The organism is Pseudomonas sp. GW458-11-26-14-LB4 (genome assembly GCF_059423925.1).
On record NZ_JBWKYU010000001.1, the window covers coordinates 288415 to 309054 of the forward strand.

Annotated in this window: 17 protein-coding genes; 5 read left to right on the forward strand and 12 right to left on the reverse strand. The window is 63.0% G+C overall.

Annotation, left to right across the window (positions count from 1 at the left end; all coding sequences use genetic code 11):
- Positions 1-21 precede the first annotated feature (21 nt).
- A complete protein-coding gene (locus tag AC07XZ_RS01300) occupies positions 22-1410 on the forward strand; it encodes an L-cystine transporter (protein WP_102685795.1) in 1389 nt (462 codons plus the stop codon).
- A gap of 86 nt (positions 1411-1496) precedes the next feature.
- Here AC07XZ_RS01300 and AC07XZ_RS01305 read toward each other — a convergent pair whose 3' ends face one another.
- Positions 1497-2009 (reverse strand): dihydrofolate reductase, encoded by a 513-nt coding sequence (locus tag AC07XZ_RS01305; protein ID WP_102685796.1) that lies wholly within the window; start codon positions 2007-2009, stop codon positions 1497-1499.
- Positions 2010-2094: 85 nt separating this feature from the next.
- Between AC07XZ_RS01305 and AC07XZ_RS01310 the strand changes: the two genes are divergently transcribed.
- Entirely contained in the window at positions 2095-3468 is a 1374-nt protein-coding gene (locus AC07XZ_RS01310; protein WP_102685797.1) for a DUF2868 domain-containing protein, read from the forward strand.
- The gene (locus AC07XZ_RS01315) at positions 3461-4846 is read left to right on the forward strand and encodes a GTPase/DUF3482 domain-containing protein (RefSeq protein WP_102685798.1); all 1386 of its coding nucleotides are present in this window, start codon (positions 3461-3463) and stop codon (positions 4844-4846) included. The genes AC07XZ_RS01310 and AC07XZ_RS01315 overlap by 8 nt, the downstream gene beginning before the upstream one ends.
- A 10-nt stretch (positions 4847-4856) precedes the next feature.
- Here AC07XZ_RS01315 and AC07XZ_RS01320 read toward each other — a convergent pair whose 3' ends face one another.
- The 7 genes from AC07XZ_RS01320 to AC07XZ_RS01350 all read right to left on the reverse strand — a co-directional run bounded on the left by AC07XZ_RS01320 (position 4857) and on the right by AC07XZ_RS01350 (position 13894).
- Complete coding sequence (locus tag AC07XZ_RS01320) at positions 4857-5417, reverse strand: phosphonate degradation HD-domain oxygenase (protein WP_102685799.1); 561 nt, start codon at positions 5415-5417, stop codon at positions 4857-4859.
- Positions 5417-6550 carry a TIGR03364 family FAD-dependent oxidoreductase gene (locus AC07XZ_RS01325; protein ID WP_102685800.1) on the reverse strand — a complete coding sequence of 378 codons (1134 nt, stop codon included), beginning with the start codon at positions 6548-6550 and terminating at the stop codon, positions 5417-5419. Before AC07XZ_RS01325 ends, AC07XZ_RS01320 begins: the two co-directional genes overlap by 1 nt.
- Before the next feature lie 145 nt (positions 6551-6695).
- Entirely contained in the window at positions 6696-7721 is a 1026-nt protein-coding gene (locus tag AC07XZ_RS01330; RefSeq protein ID WP_085746716.1) for a putative 2-aminoethylphosphonate ABC transporter substrate-binding protein, read from the reverse strand.
- 47 nt (positions 7722-7768) lie between these two features.
- Positions 7769-9493, reverse strand: coding sequence for a putative 2-aminoethylphosphonate ABC transporter permease subunit (locus tag AC07XZ_RS01335; RefSeq protein ID WP_102685802.1), 1725 nt, complete (start codon positions 9491-9493; stop codon positions 7769-7771).
- Entirely contained in the window at positions 9493-10569 is a 1077-nt protein-coding gene (locus tag AC07XZ_RS01340; protein ID WP_102685803.1) for a putative 2-aminoethylphosphonate ABC transporter ATP-binding protein, read from the reverse strand. Before AC07XZ_RS01340 ends, AC07XZ_RS01335 begins: the two co-directional genes overlap by 1 nt.
- Before the next feature lie 135 nt (positions 10570-10704).
- Positions 10705-11568, reverse strand: a complete 864-nt coding sequence (locus AC07XZ_RS01345) for a LysR family transcriptional regulator (protein WP_007953452.1) — start codon at positions 11566-11568, stop codon at positions 10705-10707.
- Between the two features lie 16 nt (positions 11569-11584).
- On the reverse strand, positions 11585-13894 hold the full coding sequence (locus AC07XZ_RS01350) for a heavy metal translocating P-type ATPase (protein WP_102685804.1): 2310 nt from the start codon (positions 13892-13894) through the stop codon (positions 11585-11587).
- Between the two features lie 84 nt (positions 13895-13978).
- Here AC07XZ_RS01350 and cadR point away from each other — a divergent pair, with 84 nt between their 5' ends.
- A complete protein-coding gene (gene cadR, locus AC07XZ_RS01355; RefSeq protein WP_102685805.1) occupies positions 13979-14428 on the forward strand; it encodes a Cd(II)/Pb(II)-responsive transcriptional regulator in 450 nt (149 codons plus the stop codon).
- Positions 14429-14547: 119 nt separating this feature from the next.
- Here the strand turns inward: cadR and AC07XZ_RS01360 are convergent, their stop codons facing one another.
- The 3 genes from AC07XZ_RS01360 to AC07XZ_RS01370 all read right to left on the reverse strand — a co-directional run bounded on the left by AC07XZ_RS01360 (position 14548) and on the right by AC07XZ_RS01370 (position 17262).
- Positions 14548-15519 carry a thymidylate synthase gene (locus tag AC07XZ_RS01360; RefSeq protein WP_011336420.1) on the reverse strand — a complete coding sequence of 324 codons (972 nt, stop codon included), beginning with the start codon at positions 15517-15519 and terminating at the stop codon, positions 14548-14550.
- A gap of 48 nt (positions 15520-15567) precedes the next feature.
- Positions 15568-16383 carry a prolipoprotein diacylglyceryl transferase gene (gene lgt, locus AC07XZ_RS01365; protein WP_039767887.1) on the reverse strand — a complete coding sequence of 272 codons (816 nt, stop codon included), beginning with the start codon at positions 16381-16383 and terminating at the stop codon, positions 15568-15570.
- A gap of 96 nt (positions 16384-16479) precedes the next feature.
- Positions 16480-17262 carry a sulfite exporter TauE/SafE family protein gene (locus tag AC07XZ_RS01370; RefSeq protein WP_064380026.1) on the reverse strand — a complete coding sequence of 261 codons (783 nt, stop codon included), beginning with the start codon at positions 17260-17262 and terminating at the stop codon, positions 16480-16482.
- Positions 17263-17393: 131 nt separating this feature from the next.
- Here AC07XZ_RS01370 and AC07XZ_RS01375 point away from each other — a divergent pair, with 131 nt between their 5' ends.
- The gene (locus AC07XZ_RS01375) at positions 17394-18140 is read left to right on the forward strand and encodes an NRDE family protein (protein WP_102685806.1); all 747 of its coding nucleotides are present in this window, start codon (positions 17394-17396) and stop codon (positions 18138-18140) included.
- Positions 18141-18344: 204 nt separating this feature from the next.
- Here AC07XZ_RS01375 and ptsP read toward each other — a convergent pair whose 3' ends face one another.
- Positions 18345-20624, reverse strand: coding sequence for a phosphoenolpyruvate--protein phosphotransferase (ptsP, locus tag AC07XZ_RS01380; RefSeq protein WP_064600191.1), 2280 nt, complete (start codon positions 20622-20624; stop codon positions 18345-18347).
- Between the last annotated feature and the right edge of the window lie 16 nt (positions 20625-20640).

Here is a 20640-nt window from a genome sequence, read left to right on the forward strand (position 1 = left end):
ACAGTCTTTTCTGGAGTCCTCATGAATCTGCCCCTGATTCTCAACTTGCTGGTGTTCCTCGCCCTGCTCTTCGGCCTGGCGCAAACCCGTCACACCTCGTGGAGCCTGGCGAAAAAAGTCCTGCTCGCACTGGTGCTGGGCGTGGCATTCGGCGTCGCGCTGCACACGATTTACGGTGCCGGCAACCCGGTACTGAAAGCCTCGATCGGCTGGTTCGATCTGGTCGGCAACGGTTACGTGCAACTGCTGCAAATGATCGTGATCCCGCTGGTGTTCGCCTCGATCCTCAGCGCCGTGGCCCGTCTGCACAACGCATCGTCGCTGGGCAAGATCAGCTTCCTGACCATCGGCACGCTGCTGTTTACCACCGCAATTGCGGCGCTGATCGGCATCGGCCTGACCAACCTGTTCGGCCTGACCGCCGAAGGTCTGGTCGCCGGCACGCAGGAAATGGCCCGTCTGCAAACCATTCAGACCGACTACGCCGGCAAGGTCGCCGACCTGAATGTGCCGCAACTGCTGCTGTCGTTCATCCCGCAGAACCCGTTCGCCGACCTGGCCCGGGCCAAGCCGACCTCGATCATCAGCGTGGTGATCTTCGCCGCGTTCCTGGGGGTTGCCGCGCTGCAACTGCTCAAGGATGACGTCGAGAAAGGTCAAAAAGTGATCAACGCCATCGACACCCTGCAGGCCTGGGTGATGCGTCTGGTGCGTCTGGTGATGAAGCTGACCCCGTACGGCGTGCTGGCGCTGATGACCAAAGTGGTCGCCGGTTCCAACCTGCAGGACATCATCAAGCTCGGCAGTTTCGTGGTGGTGTCGTACCTCGGTCTGGGCCTGATGTTCGTGGTACACGGTCTGCTGGTGTCGGCGGCCGGGATCAACCCGCTGCGCTTCTTCCGCAAGATCTGGCCGGTGCTGACCTTCGCGTTCACCAGCCGCTCCAGCGCCGCGAGCATTCCGCTGAGCATCGAAGCGCAGACTCGTCGTCTGGGTATTCCGCAATCGGTGGCAAGCTTCGCCGCATCGTTCGGTGCGACCATCGGCCAGAACGGTTGCGCCGGTCTGTACCCGGCAATGTTGGCGGTGATGGTTGCGCCAACCGTCGGCATCAACCCGCTGGATCCGCTGTGGATCGCGACGCTGGTGGCGATCGTGACCCTGAGTTCGGCTGGTGTGGCGGGCGTGGGTGGCGGTGCGACCTTCGCCGCGCTGATCGTGCTGCCGGCCATGGGCTTGCCGGTTTCGCTGGTGGCGTTGCTGATTTCGGTCGAGCCGCTGATCGACATGGGTCGTACGGCGCTGAACGTGAGCGGTTCGATCACCGCTGGCGCGATTACCAGCCAGGTGATGCAGCAGACCGACAAGGCACTGCTGGATGCCGATGAGCATGCGCAGCTAGCGAGCTAGCCAGCTGCAAGCTGCAAGCTGCAAGCTGCAAGCTGCAAGAAGAGCATTCCAGCTTTTACTCGCGGCTTGCAGCTCGAAGCTTGTAGCTATCTTCTTTCCCAGACTTCGAAGTTGTAAGCCGGTTTGTCGCCTTCAGCCGGATTCGGCACGTTCGACACCAGCTTCCACTGGTTCAGATCGAACTCCGGAAACCACGCATCCCCTTCCGGGCTCAACGCCACACGGGTCAGATACAAACGATCCGCCTGCGCCAGCCCTTGCGCATACAACTGCGCCCCACCAATCAGCATCAACTCGTCGACGCCCTGCTCTTTCGCCCACGCTTCGGCGCGAACCACGGCGGCTTCCAGCGACGGATAGACTTCCGCGCCCTCCAGCACCAGACCGGCCTGACGGCTGACCACGATATTCAGACGGCCCGGCAACGGACGCCCCAGCGAATCCCAGGTCTTGCGGCCCATGATGATCGGCTTGCCGAGCGTCGTGGCCTTGAAGTATTTGAAGTCTCCGGGCAGGTGCCAGGGCATGCTGTTGTCGACGCCGATCACGCGGTTTTCACCGAGGGCTGCGATCAGGCTGAGGGGGAGTGATTTAGTCATGCCGGCGAGGATACCAGAGCCGCCCTTACCCCGATAAGCGCCACAGCGGTTATGCTCACGGCTCAATCAAGCAACGGGATGCCGCGTGACTGAACTGACTTCACTGCAAAACCTCTGGCTCACCGAAACCGTGCGTCTGCGCGAAGAACACGCAGGCCCGCTGGATGATCTGGAAGCCAATCGCCTGGCCCGCGCGGCCGGCGGCGATCTGCCGGGACGCATTCAACGCCGCGCCCTGTGGCTGGCCGAGCGCGACGGCCTGACCTCCGCACTCAAGCACTGGCTGCAAGGCGCCCGTCTGGCGCTGGTGCTGCTGGCGATCTTCGCCATATTGAGCGGCGCAGGGCTGGCCTTCGCCGCACTGGGCCAGACGCCGGTCAATGTGTTCTGGGCGCTGGGCAGTCTGCTCGGGCTGAATCTGATTCTGCTGTTGAGCTGGGCGCTGGGGCTGATCTTCGCTGGCGAACATGGCGCCACCCTCGGCCGCTTGTGGCTGTGGCTCAGTGAAAAACTCGCCCGCGACGCCAAGGCGGCACAACTGGCGCCAGCCCTGCTGTTGATGCTGCAACGCAAGAGGCTCAATCGCTGGGCACTCGGTACGCTGGTCAATGGCCTGTGGTTGCTGGCGATGGTCAGCGCGCTGGTTTTGCTGTTGACGCTGATGGCGACCCGGCGCTACGGCTTTGTCTGGGAAACCACGATTCTCAGCGCCGACACGTTCATCAACATGACTCAGGCCCTCGGCGCCTTGCCGGCGCTGCTGGGCTTCAACGTGCCAACCGTGGACATGATCCGCGCCAGCGGCGACACCGCACTGAATATCGAAAGCGCCCGTCAGGCCTGGGCGACCTGGCTGGTCGGTGTACTGGTAGTTTATGGCGTGCTGCCGCGTCTGCTATTGGCGCTGTTCTGCTTCTGGCGCTGGAACAGTGGCAAAGCTGCGCTGCGTCTTGACCTGAACCTGCCCGGCTACGCCCAACTGCGCGAACGCCTGATGCCGACCAGCGAACGCCTCGGCATCACCGATCCAGAACCTGCGCAATTGCACCGCGTCGAAAGCACCGTCGGCGAACACGCCAGCGATGGCGCGTTGCTGGTGGCGATCGAACTCGACGATCAACACTCATGGCCGCCGACGCTGCCGAAAAACGTCAGCAACGCCGGCATCCTCGACAGCCGTGAATCGCGCAACAAACTGCTCGAACAGCTCAGCCGCTTCCCGCCGGCGCGCCTCGCGATTGCCTGCGACCCACGACGTTCGCCGGATCGCGGCAGCCTGGCGCTGATCGCCGAGCTGGCGCGCAATGCCACTGCGACCCGTGTCTGGTTGTTGCAGGCGCCGCAAGGACAAGCGCTGGATGCCGAACGCCTCGGTGACTGGCATGTGGCGTTGCAACAGCTGGAACTGCCGTTCGCCGATTGCGCCCCGTTGAACTGGCTGGAGCACGGACATGACTGATGCCTGGAAAGCGCCGCTGAAACTGGCGGTGGTCGGCCACACCAACGTCGGCAAGACTTCGCTGTTGCGCACCCTGACCCGCGACGTCGGCTTCGGCGAAGTCTCCCATCGACCGAGTACCACGCGGCATGTCGAAGGCGCGCGGTTGTCGGTGGATGGCGAGCCGTTGCTCGACCTCTACGACACGCCCGGTCTGGAAGACGCCATCGCCCTGCTGGATTTTCTGGAACGTCTGGAGCGCCCCGGCGAACGCCTCGACGGCCCGGCACGGCTGGCGCGGTTTCTCGACGGCAGCGAAGCGCGCCAGCGTTTCGAACAGGAAGCCAAAGTCCTGCGGCAACTGCTCGATTCCGATGCCGGCCTGTACGTGATCGACGCCCGCGAACCGGTGCTGGCCAAGTACCGCGATGAACTGGAAGTGTTGGCCAGTTGCGGCAAGCCGCTGCTGCCGGTGCTGAATTTCGTCAGCAGCGCCAACCACCGCGAGCCGGACTGGCGCGAAGCACTGGCGCGTCTCGGCCTGCATGCATTGGTGCGTTTCGACAGCGTCGCCCCGCCCGAGGACGGTGAGCGGCGGCTGTATGAAAGCCTCGCACTGTTGCTGGAAAACGCCCGCCCACAACTTGAACGCCTGATCGCCGATCAACAGGCCCAGCGCCTCGCCCGCGAGCAAAGCGCCGCACGCCTGATTGCCGAATTGCTGATCGACTGCGCTGCGTGCCGACGCAGTGTGGCGAGCAACGCCGAGCAGGAACAACAGGCCATCAGCGAACTGCGCAAAGCCGTGCGTCAACGCGAACAGAAGTGCGTCGAGGCGCTGCTGAAGCTCTACGCCTTCCGCCCGCAGGACGCCGCCGCCAGCGATCTACCGTTGCTCGACGGACGTTGGGGCGATGACCTGTTCAACCCGGAAACCCTCAAGCAACTCGGCGTGCGGGTCGGCGGCGGGATTGCGGCCGGTGCAGCGGCCGGTGCGGGTGTGGATTTGCTGGTCGGCGGCATCACCCTAGGCGCCGCCGCGCTGGCCGGCGCCATTGCCGGCGGCGCCCTGCAAACCGCCCGCAGCTATGGCAACCGCTTGATCGGCAAGATCAAGGGGCAGCGGGAGCTGACGGTCGACGACAACGTGTTGCGCCTGTTGGCCCTGCGTCAGCGGCAACTGTTGCAAGCGCTGAATGCCCGCGGCCATGCGGCGATGGATGCCGTTCAGGTGGCGACGCCGCAGGACAAGACCTGGCGCGAGGGCAAGTTGCCGGAAGCACTGAACAAGGCGCGGGCGCATCCGCAATGGTCTTCGCTGAATCCGCATCCGAAGCTGAATCAGGCGGAGCGGCAGGAGCAGATTGAGTCGTTGGTCGGGAAGGTGCTTGAGCTTTAGATCCGCGCCCTCACCCGGTCGACAACAAAACTTCAGCCTTGCGCTTGAGAACGGCAAGATCCATCACCGGCACCGCCATTTCCTTCGCCAGTTCATCCCACTGGCGCATTCGCAGGCTGACGGCGCACAACGGATCCTGCTCGAACGCATCCGCTTCAGCCTCGGTCATCACCCCGCCCTGATATTCCAGGGTGCGGCGGCTGGCTTCGCTCAAGCGGTCGTAATAGCCCGATTCCCTGAGCGTCAGATAGCGCTTGGCCTGGACGTGATATTCCACCAGTCGCGCCAGGCGTTCGCAGAAGCCGGCCTCACGCAAGTAATCCGCGCCGAGGCGTTCGTGGCTGACCACGCCGTAACCGCCCATGTTCTCTGCGCCTTCGGCACACAAGTGGCCGATGTCGTGGAAGAACGCGGCAAGCACCACTTCGTCGTCGAAGCCTTCGGCGATGGCCAGTTGCGCCGACTGGGACATGTGCTCGATCTGCGACACCGGTTCGCCGATGTAGTCGCTGGCGCCGAAGCGCTCATAGAGGCCGAACACCCGGTCGATGACTTGCTCGTGACTCAACATCAGTGCTCTCCAAAAAGCTGTGCAACATTGCGCTCGGCCATGGCCGGGCCGACGCTCATGCCGACGCCGCTGTGCATCAGCGCCACACTCAGCCCCGGCGCCGGACGCAGGAACGAAAACGGCCCCGGCCCCCGGGAACCATAGACACCCTGCCAGCGCTCGACCACCTGCACCTTGCAGCCAAGGGTCTGTTCGGCCAGCTCGAGCATCCAGTTGTCGACCTGCTCGGCGTTGAACGGTGATGGATCGCTGCCGTAATGGTGCGAATCACCAATGATCAGTTCGCCATACGGCGTCGGGCTGATCAGCAGGTGAATGCCGTTCTCCTGCAAGTGCGGTTGCTCGCGCAGGATTTGCGCCTGCACTGCGGCCGCTTCCGGCAGATCGGCGAAGGCGCCGTAATGCACGCAGCTGAGGCCGGTGAGCAAGGCATGTTGCAGGTTCAGGTCGATCTGCGGCCGGGCGCGGAGCATTTGCAGTCGGCAGATTTGCGGGTCGAGGGCGGCAATCGGCTCGGCCAGCAAGGTCTGATAATCGTGGCCGGAGCAGACGATGATCTGCTTGGCGGAGAATGTGCCGGCAGTACTTTGCAGGCGCCCAGGCTCGACATCGCGAACCAGCGTCGAGAAGTGAAACTCGACGTCGAGCTCGCGGCGCAGGTATTCGATCAGCGCCGGAATCGCTTCCCGGGAATACAGCTGTTGGTCGTCCATACCGTGCAGCGCGGCGCGGTGATGGCTGAACTGGCCGCCGTACAGATCGCGCAGCGCGGCACCGCGCAGCAGTTCGACGCGGTAGTCGTGCTCGACGGCGCGTCCGGCGCAGAAGGCTTCGAGCAAGTGCTCTTCGGCTTCGGTGCGGGCGAACAGGTACGAGCCGTTGCGCTTGAGTTGCAGGCCGGCGAGCTGCGCCCACTGGCCCCAGATGTCGCGGCTGGCCTTGGCCAGTTCGAGCATCGGACCCGGTGGCTGGCCGGTGACCAGGGCCTGGCCGAAGTTGCGTACCGAGGCGCCGAGTGGCGTGGTGGTGCGCTCGAAAACCGCGACCTTGAGACCGCGCCGGGCGGCGGCCCAGGCGTGGGACAGACCCAGAATGCCGGCGCCGACGATCAGCAAGTCTTTGTGTTGTGTCATGCAGCTACCTCAATGATCGTTCCCACGCTGATCGTTCCCACGCTCTGCGTGGGAATGAATACCGTGACGCTCTGCGTCACAGAGGACGCGGAGCGTCCTTGGCTGCATTCCCACGCGGAGCGTGGGAACGATCGGGTAAGAAGATTTACTTGGCAGCGACTTTCTCGGACTTGCCGTCATAGCGCTTGCGCCATTCGGTCAGGATCTCGTCGCGGTTCTTCGAGGCCCAGGCGAAGTCGTTCTTGATCAGGCGCTGCTCGTAGTCGGCCGGCAGTTCGGTCTGCGGCTTGGCGATGCCCGGTTGGGCGAGGACGGCGAAGTTTTCCTTGTACAGATCCATCGCCGGGGCGCTGGCGGAGAAGTCGGCCAGTTTCTTCGCGGCTTCTTCATGCGGCGTGCCTTTGATCACGGCAGTCGCTTCGATTTCCCAGCCCAGGCCTTCCTTCGGCAGGATGATGTCCAGCGGCGCGCCCTGACGCTTCAGCTGAACGGCCGGGTATTCGAAGGAAATCCCGATCGGGAATTCGCCCGCTGCCGCCAGTTTGCAAGGCTTGGAACCGGAGTGAACGTACTGGCCGATGTTCTGGTGCAGACCGTCCATGTAGGCCCAGCCCTGTTTCTCGCCGAAGGTTTGCAGCCAGGCGCTGACGTCGAGGAAACCGGTGCCGGACGAGGCCGGGTTCGGCATCACGATCTTGCCCTTGTACTCAGGCTTGGTCAGGTCCTGCCAGCTCACCGGTTTGCTCAGGCCCTGCTTTTCGGCTTCGACGGTGTTGAAGCAAATCGTCGCGGCCCAGACGTCCATGCCGACCCAGGCTGGCGGGTTGGCGGCGTCGCGGTAGTTCGCGCCGATCTTGCCCAGATCCTTCGGCGCATAGCTTTGCAGCATGCCTTGCTGATCGAGGATCGCCAGGCTCGACGCCGCCAGGCCCCAGACCGCGTCAGCCTGCGGGCGATCCTTTTCGGCCAGCAGTTTGGCGGTGATGATCCCGGTGGAATCGCGCACCCACTTGATCTCGACGTCCGGGTTGGCCTTTTCGAAGGCCTCTTTGTAGGACTTCAACTGCTCGGCTTCGAGGGCGGTGTATACCGTCAACTCGGTTTTTGCCGCGAAGGCATTCAGGCTGAAAGTAGCGAGCACAGCAGCGGCCAGGGCCATAGGCTTGAACATGATCGTTTTCCTGTCGGTGAGTTGAGGCTAAAGGGATAAGTCGTGGATCAGTGGCCGGGCGCCGTTTGCCGCCAGGCCTGGGAACGGCGCAGCAAGCCGCGCGAAGCCCACGCCAGCAGCAAGGACACGCCCGCCGAGGTGAACAGAATCAGGGTCGACATCGCCGCAGCCCCGCCGACGTTGCCGGCGTCATCCATGTTCAGCACCGCCACCGCCGCGAGGATGGTGTCGGGGCTGTAGAGGAAGATCGCGGCGGACACGGTGGTCATGGCCGAGACGAACAGGTAGCGCACGATGTCCAGTAGCGCCGGCAGGCAGATCGGCACGGTGACCTTCAGGTAATGCCGGTACAGCGGCGCCTTGAGCGACAGCGCGGCAGCTTCGAACTCGGCATCGAGCTGGCGCAGCGCGGTGGTGGCGGTCATCTGTGCGGTGGTCAAATAGTGAGCAATGGTGCAGACGATCAGCAGGGTCATGGTTCCGTACAGCACGTGCAGCGGGTTGCCGGTCAGGTTGAAAAAGAAGACATAACCCAGACCCATCACCAGCCCCGGCACCGCCATCGGTACGAAACTGAGCATTCGCAGTGTCAGATTCAGCCCGCGCTGGCTGCGGGTCTTTTCCATCAGGTAGGCGCCGGTGAAGATCAGCACGCTGCCAATCAGCGCCGTGCCCAGCGCCATCTTCAAACTGTTGCCGTAGGCCAGCCAGCCACCGCCGGCGGTCTCGTTGAACTGGTAGTGGTTGAGCGACAGCGACAGGTTGTACGGCCAGAATTTCACCAGCGACGAGAATACCGCCATACCGAACACCAGCAGCAACGCGGCGCTGATCAGCAGCACAACGCTGAAATAAAAGGTGTCGCGCTTCTTCGACGGCGCCGGTTTGAACACCTGGGCGCGGCCGCTCATGGAGTCGCCGTGACGGCGACGCAGCCAGGCGTCGACACCGAAGCTGAACAGCGCCGGCAGCAGCAGAACCATGCCGATCAACGCGCCGCGACCGAATTGCTGCTGGCCGACCACCGCTTTGTAGGCTTCCAGCGCCAGCACCTGATAGTCGCCACCGACGACAACCGGCACACCGAAATCGGTGATGGTCAGGGTGAACACCAGACAGAACGCGGCGAACACAGCCTGGCGAGTCGCGGGCCAGGTGATGCTGCGGAAGGCTTTCGCCGGACTCGCGCCCATGCTCGACGCAGCGTCGAACAGTCGCGCATCCGCCAGCGACAGGGCTGACAGCAAAATCATCAAGGCGTGTGGGAAGGTGTAGATCACCTCACCCAGAACAATGCCCCAGAAACCGTAGATGTTGTCCGACAGCAGCCCGCGCAACATGCCCTGATTGCCGAACAGATAGACCAGCGCAATCCCCGGCAGCATCGACGGCGCCATCAGCGGCAGCAGGGAGATCCCGCGCCAGATGCCTTTTGCCGGAATCAACGTGCGCTGCAAGGCGTAGGCAAACAGGTAGGCTAGCGGTACGACGATCGCCGCGACGCTGAGGGAAACTTTCAGGCTGTTACCGAGCAGCCAGTGGAAATTGTCGCTGGTCACCAACTCCTTGGCGGCGAGCCAGCCACCGCCCTGCCCGGCTTCGCTGCTGAAGCCGCGCCAGAAGATCGCCAGCAATGGCAACAGCACCGCCACACCGAGCAGCACCAGCAGCAGAAGTTTGCCGCCGAGGACGAAGATCCGGTCGCCGACCTCGGCCCCGGACATCTGCCGCGCCTGCTTTTGCGGTAGCGGCAGTGCGAGGTTGCTGTTCATCAGGCAAACACCTGCAGGCTGCGTGGCGGCAAGGCGACCATGATCTGCTGGGCGCCGAGGCGTGGCATGGCTTCCGGTGCCAGTTCGGCGAGCAAGGGGTGGCCGGGCAACTGATCGAGTTCGAAGCTCATGCGGCAGCGGTTGCCGAGGAAAGTGATCTCGCGAACCTTGGCCGGGAACAGGTTTTCCTCGTGTACCAGCGGATTGACGTTGATCGCTTCCGGGCGGCAGAACAGCCGGCCCGACGCACTGTGGACGCTGCCGTCGGCCAGGCGCAGGTTCATCCCGCCGACCTTGGCGTGGCTGTCGCTGCTGCGCTGGAATGGCAACCAGTTGCCTTGGCCGACGAACTCGGCCACGAACGGCGTGGCCGGGCGGTTGTAGATTTCCTGCGGGGTGGCGTACTGCTCGACCTTGCCGTTGTTCATCACGGCAATGCGGTCGGCCATCAGCATGGCCTCGTCCTGATTGTGGGTGACCATCAAGGTGGTGATGCCGAGGTTGCGTTGCAGTTGACGCAGCTCGGTGCACAGATGCTCGCGAACCCGGGCATCGAGGGCCGACATCGGTTCGTCGAGCAACAGCAGCGACGGCGCCGGTGCCAGAGCCCGGGCCAGTGCCACCCGTTGCTGCTGGCCGCCGGACAACTGGCCCGGGTACTTTTTCTCACTGCCGGTGAGGCCGACCAGTTCCAGCATCTGACCGACGCGACGGCGCACTTCATCGCGACCGCTGCCGGCGAGGCCGTAGGCAATGTTCGCTTCGACGGTCAGATTGGGAAACAGCGCGTAGGACTGGAACAGGATGCCGTAGTCGCGGGCCTGCGGCGCGAGGTGGGAAACATCGCGCTCGCCCAGGTACAGCTCGCCGCTGTCCTGCTTTTCCAGACCGGCGATGCAACGCAGCAGCGTGGTCTTGCCGCAGCCCGACGGGCCGAGCAGGCACACCAGTTCACCGGCCGCGACATCGAGGGAGACGTTATCCAGCGCCGTGAAAGCGCCGAAACGCTTCTGCACGCCGCGCACTTTCATCGGTGCGCCGGGGTTGGTCAGGGCAGTTGCAATTGCAGGGTTCATGGACAGGCCTCATCAAGCAGATGAGACGAATCCTAGAGTTGTAATGCGTCGGTCATATGGCAACAAGGCAAAATCGACCGATAGTGGTATTCAGGGATTTTGGTTCCCCGCAGAGCGTGGGAACGATCATTACGATCAGGCCGGGGACATTTCCTGCGCCAGTCCGAGAAACGCCGCCGGCAAGCGGGCGTTCTTGCGTTCCTTGAGGCAGTAGAGGTATTCGGGAATCTGCGGCGCATTTTCGAGGGTCAGCACCCGCAACTGCGGATCGTGCGGCACTTCCTGGCGGGCGATGATGCTGATGCCGATGTTGCGCAGCACCGCCTCGCGAATCGATTCGCGGCTGCCGATCTCCAGCAACGGGCCGAAACTGACGCCGGCGCTGGCCAGCAATTCTTCGGTGAGGCGACGGGTAGTTGAGCCGGATTCACGCATCAACAAGGTATGCCCGGCCAGCGCACTCAGCGTCACATGGTCGTGCGCCGCCAGTGGATGATTGCGATGCACCGCCAGCACCAGCGGGTCGCTGCCCAACACCCGACGGATCAGCCGTGCATCGTCGAGCAACTGCGACGAGGCCGCGACATCCACCCGATAATCCTCCAGCGCTTCGAGCACCTGCTGCGAGTTGCCGATTTCCACCGACACTTCTACCTGTGGCAAACGCTCGCGGAACGTCTTAACCAGATCAAGGATGTAATACGGCGCGGTGGCGGCAATGCGCAGCGTGCCCTGCACCTGGCCGCTGTTGCGCAGGAAGAACTCGATATCGGCTTCCTGCTGCAACAAGGCTTTGACCATCGGCAACAGTCGCGCACCTTCGTCGCTGACACTCAAGCGCCGGCCGCCACGGTAGAACAACTCCACCGAATACTGGCTTTCCAGATTGCGGATCTGAGTGGTCACGGTCGGTTGGCTGAGGCCGAGCTTTTTCGCCGCCAGCGTGATGCTGCCCAGGCGGGCCACCATGTAAAACGCTTTCAGCTCGGCACTCAGCACAACCGTCCCTCTTCCTCTATTTGCGCAGCAGGCGCAAACCGTTGAACACCACCAGCAGGCTCACGCCCATGTCGGCAAACACCGCCATCCACATGGTGGCGAGCCCGGCGAAGGTTACCCCAAGAAAGATCGCTTTGATCACCAGCGCCAGCGCGATGTTCTGTTTCAGGATAGTGGCGGTATGGCGCGACAGGCTGATGAAGGCCGGAATCTTGCGCAGATCATCGTCCATCAGGGCGACATCGGCGGTTTCAATCGCCGTATCGGTGCCGGCCGCCGCCATCGCAAACCCGATCTCGGCCCGAGCCAGTGCCGGCGCATCGTTGATGCCGTCGCCGACCATGCCGACCCGGCGCCCTTGGGCGTACAGGTCTTCGATGGCTTGCAGTTTGTCGGTGGGCAGCAAGTCGCCCTTGGCCTGATCGATCCCGACCTGCGCCGCAATCGCCTGCGCGGTGTGGACGTTGTCGCCGGTGAGCATCAGGGTTTTCACGCCCAGTTCGTGCAATTGGCGGATCGCCTCACGGCTGGTTTCCTTGACCGTGTCGGCCACGGCGAACAGCGCCAGCGGGCCGGAACGGTCGAGCAGCAGCACCACGGACTTGCCCTGTTTCTCCAGCGCGAACAGCTTTTCTTCCAGCTGCGGCGAGCACAGGCCCAGTTCTTCCACCAAACGATGGTTGCCCAAGTGGTAGACCTGACCGTTGACCTCGCCTTTTACCCCACGGCCGGCCAGCGCTTCGAAGTTATCCACAAGCAGAGCCGCGAACCCTTTATCCACAGCCGCATTGGCGATGGCCAGCGACACCGGGTGATCGGAGCGCCCGGCCAGCGCGGCGGCAATCGCCGGGGCCGTGGCGTCGGCGGTCGGGTCGAGGGAAAGGTAATCGGTCTGCACCGGTTTGCCGTGGGTGAGGGTGCCGGTCTTGTCGAGGGCCAGATAGTCGAGCTTGAAACCGCCCTCCAGGTACACGCCACCCTTGACCAGAATGCCTTTGCGCGCCGCTGCGGCGAGGCCGCTGACGATGGTTACCGGAGTGGAAATCACCAATGCACACGGGCAAGCGACCACCAGCAACACCAGCGCGCGGTAGATCCAGTCGAACCACGCGGCGCCCATGAACAGCGGCGGGATGATCGCCACGGCCAGCGCCAGGACGAAGACCACCGGGGTGTAGATTTTCGAAAACTGATCGACGAAGCGCTGGGTCGGCGCACGCGCGCCTTGCGCCTGTTCCACGGCGTGGATGATCCGCGCCAGAGTCGAATTGTTCGCCGCTGCCGTTACCGCGTATTCCAGCGAACCGGCCTGGTTGATGGTGCCCGCAAAGACCTTGTCGCCGACGGTTTTCTCCACCGGCAGGCTCTCACCGGTAATCGGCGCTTGATCGATAGTCGAACTGCCACTGACGACTTCACCGTCCAGCGCAATGCGCTCACCGGGTTTAACCCGCACGCGGGCGCCGAGATCGATGCTTTTGACGTCCAGTTCGACCCAGTTACCGTCCGCCTGCAACACCGTCGCCTGCTCCGGCGTCATCTGCATCAGGCCGCTGATGGCGTTGCGTGCGCGGTCCAGCGAGCGCGCTTCGATCAGCTCGGCCACGGTGAACAGGAACATCACCATCGCCGCTTCCGGCCACTGGCCGATCAACACGGCGCCGGTCACGGCGATGCTCATCAAGGCGTTGATGTTGAGGTTGCGGTTCTTCAGGGCGATCCAGCCCTTCTTGTAGGTGGTGAGGCCGCCGCTGAGGATGGAAATCAGCGCAATGATCGCCACCACCCAGGTCGGGGCGGCGCTGGTGAAGTGGATCACTTCGGCAGCGAGCGCACCGACGCCGGACAGCGCCAGCGGCCACCAGTGTTTTTTCACCGGCGCCGTCGTTGGCGCTTCGACGCCCGCCTCCAGCGGCTCGGCCTGCATGCCCAGGGATTTGATCGCGTCGATGATCGGCGCGGTGTCCGGCAGATTGTGTGTCACACCGAGCACGCGGTTGATCAGGTTGAATTCCAGTTGCTGGATCCCGGCCAGTTTGCCGAGCTTGTTCTGGATCAGCGTCTGCTCCGTCGGGCAGTCCATCGCCTCGATGCGGAAGCTGCTCAGCCGGGCGTCAGCGCTTTTTGCCTCGCTCAGTTTCACCAGTGACGGCGCGGTGGCTTTCGACGAGCAGCACGAGTCTTCACTCGAATGAACCGGCGCAGGCGCAACGGTTTTCGACCCGCAGCAGGAGTCGCCGGCGTGGGCATGTTTATGCACAGGCTGCAGTTTGTGACTGTGATCGTGCCCGTCGCCGGGCTTGTGGGTGTGCAGGGAATCGCTCATTGGTCGCGTCCATGAAGGTGCCTGTTGCCAAGTAAAGACCCTGTAGCCACTATAGGGTCAAGCACCCTTTTGGAGATTGCCGTCATGAAGATCGGAGAACTGGCGAAACAGACCGATTGCGCCGTGGAAACCATCCGCTACTACGAGCGTGAAAACCTGCTGCCGGAACCGGCCCGCAGTGACGGCAACTACCGCGTCTACACCCAGGCCCACGCCGAGCGCCTGACCTTCATCCGCAACTGCCGCACCCTCGACATGACCCTCGAAGAAATCCGCAGCCTGCTCGCCTTGCGCGACAGCCCGCAGGATCAATGTGAAAGCGTGAATGCGCTGATCGACGAGCACATCCAGCACGTCAAGGCGCGAATCGATGGGTTACTGGCGTTGCAGACGCAACTGCTCGAGCTGCGCCAGCGCTGTGGCGAAGGGCCGGAAGCGGATCAGTGCGGGATTTTGCAGAGGCTGAAAGTCAGTGGCGGGGTTGTGGCAACCGAAGTCGAACATTCCCATGTGGGCAGAAGCCACGGCCACTAACGACTGACGCTCGTTCCCATGCTCCGCGTGGGAATGCCGCCATGGACGCTCCGCGTCCAAAGTGACGCGGAGCGTCACGGGATTCATTCCCACGCAGAGCGTGGGAACGATCCTGCCGACTAGACCGCCATCGGCGCGGTCATCGGCGCATGGTGCTCGTAGCCTTCCAGCGAGAAGTCGCTCGGCTCCACCAGTTCCAGCCACTCCGGTTGATAAACACCGGTCTTGGCAAACTCCGGCACGCGGTCCGAAATCTTCAGTTTCGGCATGGCGAACGGCTCGCGCTTGAGCTGTTCGTTGAGCATGTCCAGGTGGTTTTCGTAGACGTGGGCGTCACCGATGAAATAGGTGAACCAACGCGGCGTGTAGCCGGTCAGGCGACCGATCAGACTCAGCAGCGCAGCGCCTTCGGTGAGGTTGAACGGCGTGCCCAGGCCCAGGTCGTTGGAGCGGATGTAGAGGGTCAGGGAAATTTCCTTGGTCTCAACATTCGGGTGGAACTGGTACAGCAGATGGCACGGCGGCAGGGCCATTTCATCGAGCTGGGCGCAGTTCCAGCCGTGGAACAGGATGCGCCGGCTGCCCGGATCCTTGATGATCGTGTCGACGCACTGGCGCACCTGATCGATGGCTTTGTACAAGACCACATAGGCCTGACCGTCTTCTTCGCCCTGGGCAATCTGCTTGTAGCCGTTGCTCAGGGTTTGTTCGATGGCGGCGGTGTTGCTCAGCGGGATCTGCTTGTACGCCGGCCATTTGCGCCATTGCACGCCGTAGATTTCGCCAAGGTCGTCTTCGCCCTGGCGGAACGGGTTGGCCAGCCACTGGGCGTTTTCGTTGGCGTTCTGATCCCAGACCTTGCAGCCCAGCGCACGGAATTCGGCGGCGTTGTTCACGCCACGCAGAAAGCCGCACATCTCGCCGATGGCCGATTTGAAGGCCATCTTGCGGGTCGTGATCGCCGGGAAACCTTCCTGCAGATCGAAGCGCAGCATCGCGCCCGGAAAGCTGATGGTGTTCACGCCGGTACGGTTGGCCTGTTTGGTGCCGTTGTTGATGACGTGCGACACCAGATCGAGATATTGCTTCATGAGTTACCTGTCCTTGAGCCCCGGCAGACGTCGCCGGGGTTCGAATATTTAAGCTGTCGGTGCAACCGGCGCCGCCGGGGCGCGGTGGTAGGCCAGCCAGATCAGGAACAGCCCGCCGATGATCATCGGTACGCAGAGTACCTGACCCATGGTCAGCCAGTTCCAGGCCAGATAGCCCAGTTGCGCGTCCGGCACGCGGACGAATTCGACGATGAAACGGAAGATGCCATAGAACAGCGCGAACATGCCCGAGACCGCCATGGTCGGCCGCGGCTTGCGCGAGAACAGCCAGAGGATCAGGAACAGCGCCACGCCTTCCAGAGCGAACTGATACAGCTGCGACGGGTGACGCGGCAGTTGCGCCGGGTCGCTGAACGGCGGGAACACCATGGCCCACGGCACGTCGGTGGCCTTGCCCCACAGCTCGGCATTGATGAAGTTGCCGATACGCCCGGCACCCAGACCGATCGGCACCATCGGCGCCACGAAGTCCATCAGCTGGAAGAACGACTTGCCGTTACGCTTGCCGAACCACAACGCGGCCAGCATCACGCCGATGAAACCGCCGTGGAACGACATGCCGCCCTTCCACACTTCGAAAATCAGCGTCGGGTTGGCCAGGTAAGCGCTCAGGTCGTAGAACAACACATAGCCCAGACGCCCGCCGACAATCACCCCCATCGACAGCCAGAACACCAGGTCGGACAGCTTTTCCTTGGTCCAGGTCGGGTCGAAACGGTTGAGCCGGCGCGATGCCAGCAGCCACGCGCCGCCGATGCCGACCAGGTACATCAGGCCGTACCAGTGGATTTTCAGCGGACCGATGGCCAAAGCCACCGGATCGATCTGCGGGTAAGGCAGCATTGCGACTCCTCGTTAGCATTCAAATCTTCAAAAATTCCCGGGCGACGCTGTCACCTCAGGATTAAGCCAGGATTGCGACCTGCCAAAACCGACGGCTCAGAACAGAAAGCTCAGGCCCACGCAAAACAGCAAAGCCGCGAACAGCCGTTTCAGCAACTTCGGCGACAGCCTGTGCGCCAGCCGCGCGCCGAGACGGGCGAACACCATGCTGGTCAGCGCAATGCCGAGCAGTGCCGGCAAATACACAAAACCGAGACTATGGGCCGGCAGCAACGGATCATGCCAGCCCAGAATCATGAAACTTATTGCACTGGCCACAGCAATCGGCAGACCGCAGGCCGACGAGGTCGCCACCGCCTGCTGCATCGGCACGCTGCGCCAGGTCAGGAACGGCACGGTCAGCGAGCCGCCGCCAATCCCGAAAATCGCCGATGCCCAGCCGATCACACTGCCGGCCACGGTCAGACCGAGTTTACCCGGCACCGTTCGGCTGGCCTTGGGTTTGACGTCCAGCGCCAGCTGCGCCGCGATCACCAGGGCGAACACACCGATGATCTTTTGCAGGTTGGGCCCGGAGATCGCTTCGGCGGTCAGCGCTCCGAAACCCGCGCCGAGCAGAATGCCAACGGTCATCCACTTGAAGATCGGCCAGCGCACCGCGCCGCGTCGATGATGCTCGCGCACCGCGTTGACCGACGTGAAGATGATCGTCGCCAGGGACGTGCCGACCGCCAGATGGGTCAGGATCGACGGATCGAAGCCCTGCAAGGTGAAACTGAACACCAGCACCGGGACGATGATGATCCCGCCGCCCACCCCGAACAGCCCGGCCAGTACGCCCGCACAGGCGCCCAGCGCCAGATAGAGCAGAAATTCCATGACTGCCTCCCAAGGCACGTCCCCAAAACCGGAGCGGCATGGTAACGGATGGATACCCTTCGGCTCCACTGGCGATGGATGCACGGACGATGTCTGCGTAGAGTGGGCAAAAAACACACAAGGACCACCTTATGTGCCTGATTGTTTTCGCCTGGCGACCGGGGCATGCCCAGCCGCTGATCGTCGCGGCCAACCGCGACGAGTTCTACGCCCGGCCGAGCCTGCCGCTGGCGCAGTGGCCCGAGTCGCCGCATGTTCACGCCGGCCGTGATCTTGAGGCTGGGGGCACCTGGCTCGGTCTGGGCGCCAACGGTCGTTTTGCGGCGCTGACCAACATTCGCGATCCGCATCAGCCGCCGGCCCGGCGCTCCCGGGGTGAACTGGTGGCGGGTTTTCTGACCGGAAACCTGTCGATCGATGACTATTTGTCTGACGTTGTCGCCCGTTCGCCGGAATATGCCGGGTTCAATCTGCTGCTGGGCAATGCCAACGAGCTGTGGCACTTCAATGCGCGGTCTTCGGAACCGGTGATGTTGCAGCCCGGGGTCTATGGCCTCTCCAACGCCGGGCTGGATACACCGTGGCCGAAACTGCTCAAGGCCAAGGCGGCATTGAGTGCGGTGCTGGATGATCCGCAGCCCGACCGGTTGCTGGCCTTATTGAGCGATGCGCAGACGGCGCCGTTTGCTGACCTGCCGGACACCGGCGTGGGGCTGGCGACCGAGTCGTTGCTGTCGAGTGTGTTTATTGCCAGCCAGAGCTACGGGACTCGGGCGAGTACGGCGTTGATTGTGCAGGCGGACGGGACGCGGCGGATGGTCGAGCGCAGTTTCGGGCCGTATGGCGGGCATTTGGGGGAAGTGGAGATCAAAATTTAAAAGCCACCCTCACCCCAGCCCTCTCCCGGAGGGAGAGGGAGCCGACCGAGGTGTCTTGAGCCTTACATCGACCTGAAAGATCGAGTCGATTATGGATTCAATACAACTCGTTCAGGTCGATGCATATCTGCAGCATCCCGCGATCAGTCCCCTCTCCCTTTGGGAGAGGGTTAGGGTGAGGGGCTTTTCGGGATCGCCACTAATCTAGAGGGGTTTGACCGCCGCCGGATTGACCATCTTCGCCAACCCAAGATTCTTCAACGCCAGTTGCAGCGAGCTGTGGATCACCTGCGGGTTGTCGATGGTCATCAGTTCCGCCAGCAGATCCTTGGCCTTGCTCAGGTTGATCTGACGCAGCATCCATTTCACCTTCGGCAGGTTGGTGGCGTTCATCGACAGGCTGTCGAAACCCATCGCCATCAACAGCACCGCTGCCGCCGGGTCACCGGCCATCTCGCCGCAGATACTCACAGGTTTGCCTTCGGCATGGGCGTCGCGCACTACGGTTTGCAGGGCTTGCAGCACCGCGGGGTGCAGGTAGTCGTAAAGATCTGCCACCCGTGGGTTGTTGCGGTCCACCGCCAGCAGGTACTGGGTCAGGTCGTTGGAGCCGACCGACAGGAAGTCCACCATCCGCGCCAGTTCCTTGGTCTGGTAGACCGCCGCAGGAATTTCGATCATCACGCCCACCGGCGGCATCGGCACGTCGGTGCCTTCGTCGCGCACTTCGCCCCAGGCCCGGTGAATCAGGTGCAGCGCCTCTTCGAGCTCGTGGATGCCGGAGATCATCGGCAGCAGGATCCGCAGGTTGTTCAGGCCTTCGCTGGCCTTGAGCATCGCACGGGTCTGCACCAGGAATATTTCCGGGTGGTCGAGAGTGACGCGGATCCCGCGCCAGCCGAGGAACGGGTTGTCTTCCTTGATCGGGAAGTACGACAGCGACTTGTCGCCGCCGATGTCCAGGCTGCGCATGGTCACCGGTTGCGGATGGAACGCGGCGAGCTGCTCGCGGTAGATCGCCAGTTGTTCCTTCTCGCTCGGGAAGCGCTGGTTGATCATGAACGGCACTTCGGTGCGGTACAGACCGACACCTTCGGCGCCGCGCTTCTGCGCTCGCGCCACGTCCGCCAGCAAGCCGGTGTTGACCCACAGTGGCATGCGGTGGCCGTCCAGGGTCACACACGGCAGGTCGCGCAGGGTATCGAGCCCCAGCGCCAGTTGCTTCTCTTCCTCCACCACCTCGGTGAACTGCTTGCGCAGCACTTCGCTGGGGTTGGTGTAAACCTCGCCCCGTGTGCCGTCGACGATCATTTCGATGCCGTCGACCTTGGCGTACGGCAGATCGACAAGACCCATTACAGTCGGGATACCCATGGCCCGGGCCAGGATCGCGACGTGGGAGTTGCCCGAACCGAGTACCGACACCAGACCGACCAGCGTGCCTTCCGGCACCTCGCCGAGCATCGCCGGCGTCAGTTCTTCGCTGACCAGAATGGTTTTTTCCGGGTAGACCAGGTTCTGCTGACGCTCTTCCTGCAAATAGGCGAGCAGGCGTCGGCCCAGGTCCTTGACGTCCGACGCCCGCTCCCGCAGGTACTCGTCGTCCATCAGATCGAAACGGTTGACGTGATCGGTCACGACCTGGCGCAGCGCGCCCTGGGCCCATTGACCGGTCTTGATCACGTTGGTGATTTCACTGCCCAACGAGGCATCGTCGAGCATCATCAGGTAGACGTCGAACAGCGCGCGCTCTTCCGGACGCAACTGGGTCGCCAGTTTGGCCGACAACGCGCGCATATCGGCGCGCACGCCTTCGATGGCGGTCTTGAACAGCGCCAGTTCCGCGTCGATGTCGGTGATGGTCTTGTCCGGCACCACGTCCAGATCCGCCGGTGGCAGCATGACCACCGCGGTACCGACCGCCGCGCCCGGCGAACCCGGTACGCCGACGAACTTGGCTTCCTGGATGCCCTTACCCTGACGGCCGAGGCCACGGATGGAACCTGTGGCCTCGGCGTGGGCGATTACGCCCGCGAGCTGCGCGCTCATGGTCACGAGGAAGGCTTCTTCACCTTCATCGAACTGGCGGCGTTCTTTCTGCTGGATGACCAACACGCCGACGACGCGGCGGTGGTGAATGATCGGCGCCCCGAGAAACGAGGCGTAGCGCTCCTCGCCGGTCTCGGCAAAGTAGCGGTAGCGCGGGTGATCCGCGGCATTTTCGAGGTTCAGGGGTTCTTCACGCGTGCCGACCAGGCCGACCAGACCTTCGTTGGGTGCCATGCTGACCTTGCCGATCGAGCGCTTGTTCAAGCCCTCGGTGGCCATCAGCACGAAGCGATTGGTCTCTGGATCAAGCAGGTAGACCGAGCAGACCTGGCTGCCCATGGCCTCTTTGACGCGCAACACAATAATCCCCAACGCCGCCTTGAGATCCTTGGCGGAGTTAACTTCCTGGACGATCTTGCGCAGCGTATTGAGCATGGCTCGGGGTCGAACT

What these genes read in the sequence shown, in the direction of transcription:
- AC07XZ_RS01330 (WP_085746716.1), bottom strand. Translation starts at nt 7,721, where the DNA reads ATGTTCAAGCCTATGGCCCTGGCCGCTGCTGTGCTCGCTACTTTCAGC.
- lgt (WP_039767887.1), bottom strand. Translation starts at nt 16,383, where the DNA reads ATGCTGCCTTACCCGCAGATCGATCCGGTGGCTTTGGCCATCGGTCCG.
- AC07XZ_RS01315 (WP_102685798.1), top strand. Translation starts at nt 3,461, where the DNA reads ATGACTGATGCCTGGAAAGCGCCGCTGAAACTGGCGGTGGTCGGCCAC.
- cadR (WP_102685805.1), top strand. Translation starts at nt 13,979, where the DNA reads ATGAAGATCGGAGAACTGGCGAAACAGACCGATTGCGCCGTGGAAACC.
- ptsP (WP_064600191.1), bottom strand. Translation starts at nt 20,624, where the DNA reads ATGCTCAATACGCTGCGCAAGATCGTCCAGGAAGTTAACTCCGCCAAG.
- AC07XZ_RS01305 (WP_102685796.1), bottom strand. Translation starts at nt 2,009, where the DNA reads ATGACTAAATCACTCCCCCTCAGCCTGATCGCAGCCCTCGGTGAAAAC.
- AC07XZ_RS01335 (WP_102685802.1), bottom strand. Translation starts at nt 9,493, where the DNA reads ATGAACAGCAACCTCGCACTGCCGCTACCGCAAAAGCAGGCGCGGCAG.
- AC07XZ_RS01300 (WP_102685795.1), top strand. Translation starts at nt 22, where the DNA reads ATGAATCTGCCCCTGATTCTCAACTTGCTGGTGTTCCTCGCCCTGCTC.
- AC07XZ_RS01375 (WP_102685806.1), top strand. Translation starts at nt 17,394, where the DNA reads ATGTGCCTGATTGTTTTCGCCTGGCGACCGGGGCATGCCCAGCCGCTG.
- AC07XZ_RS01350 (WP_102685804.1), bottom strand. Translation starts at nt 13,894, where the DNA reads ATGAGCGATTCCCTGCACACCCACAAGCCCGGCGACGGGCACGATCAC.
- AC07XZ_RS01370 (WP_064380026.1), bottom strand. Translation starts at nt 17,262, where the DNA reads ATGGAATTTCTGCTCTATCTGGCGCTGGGCGCCTGTGCGGGCGTACTG.
- AC07XZ_RS01320 (WP_102685799.1), bottom strand. Translation starts at nt 5,417, where the DNA reads ATGTTGAGTCACGAGCAAGTCATCGACCGGGTGTTCGGCCTCTATGAG.
- AC07XZ_RS01340 (WP_102685803.1), bottom strand. Translation starts at nt 10,569, where the DNA reads ATGAACCCTGCAATTGCAACTGCCCTGACCAACCCCGGCGCACCGATG.
- AC07XZ_RS01360 (WP_011336420.1), bottom strand. Translation starts at nt 15,519, where the DNA reads ATGAAGCAATATCTCGATCTGGTGTCGCACGTCATCAACAACGGCACC.
- AC07XZ_RS01325 (WP_102685800.1), bottom strand. Translation starts at nt 6,550, where the DNA reads ATGACACAACACAAAGACTTGCTGATCGTCGGCGCCGGCATTCTGGGT.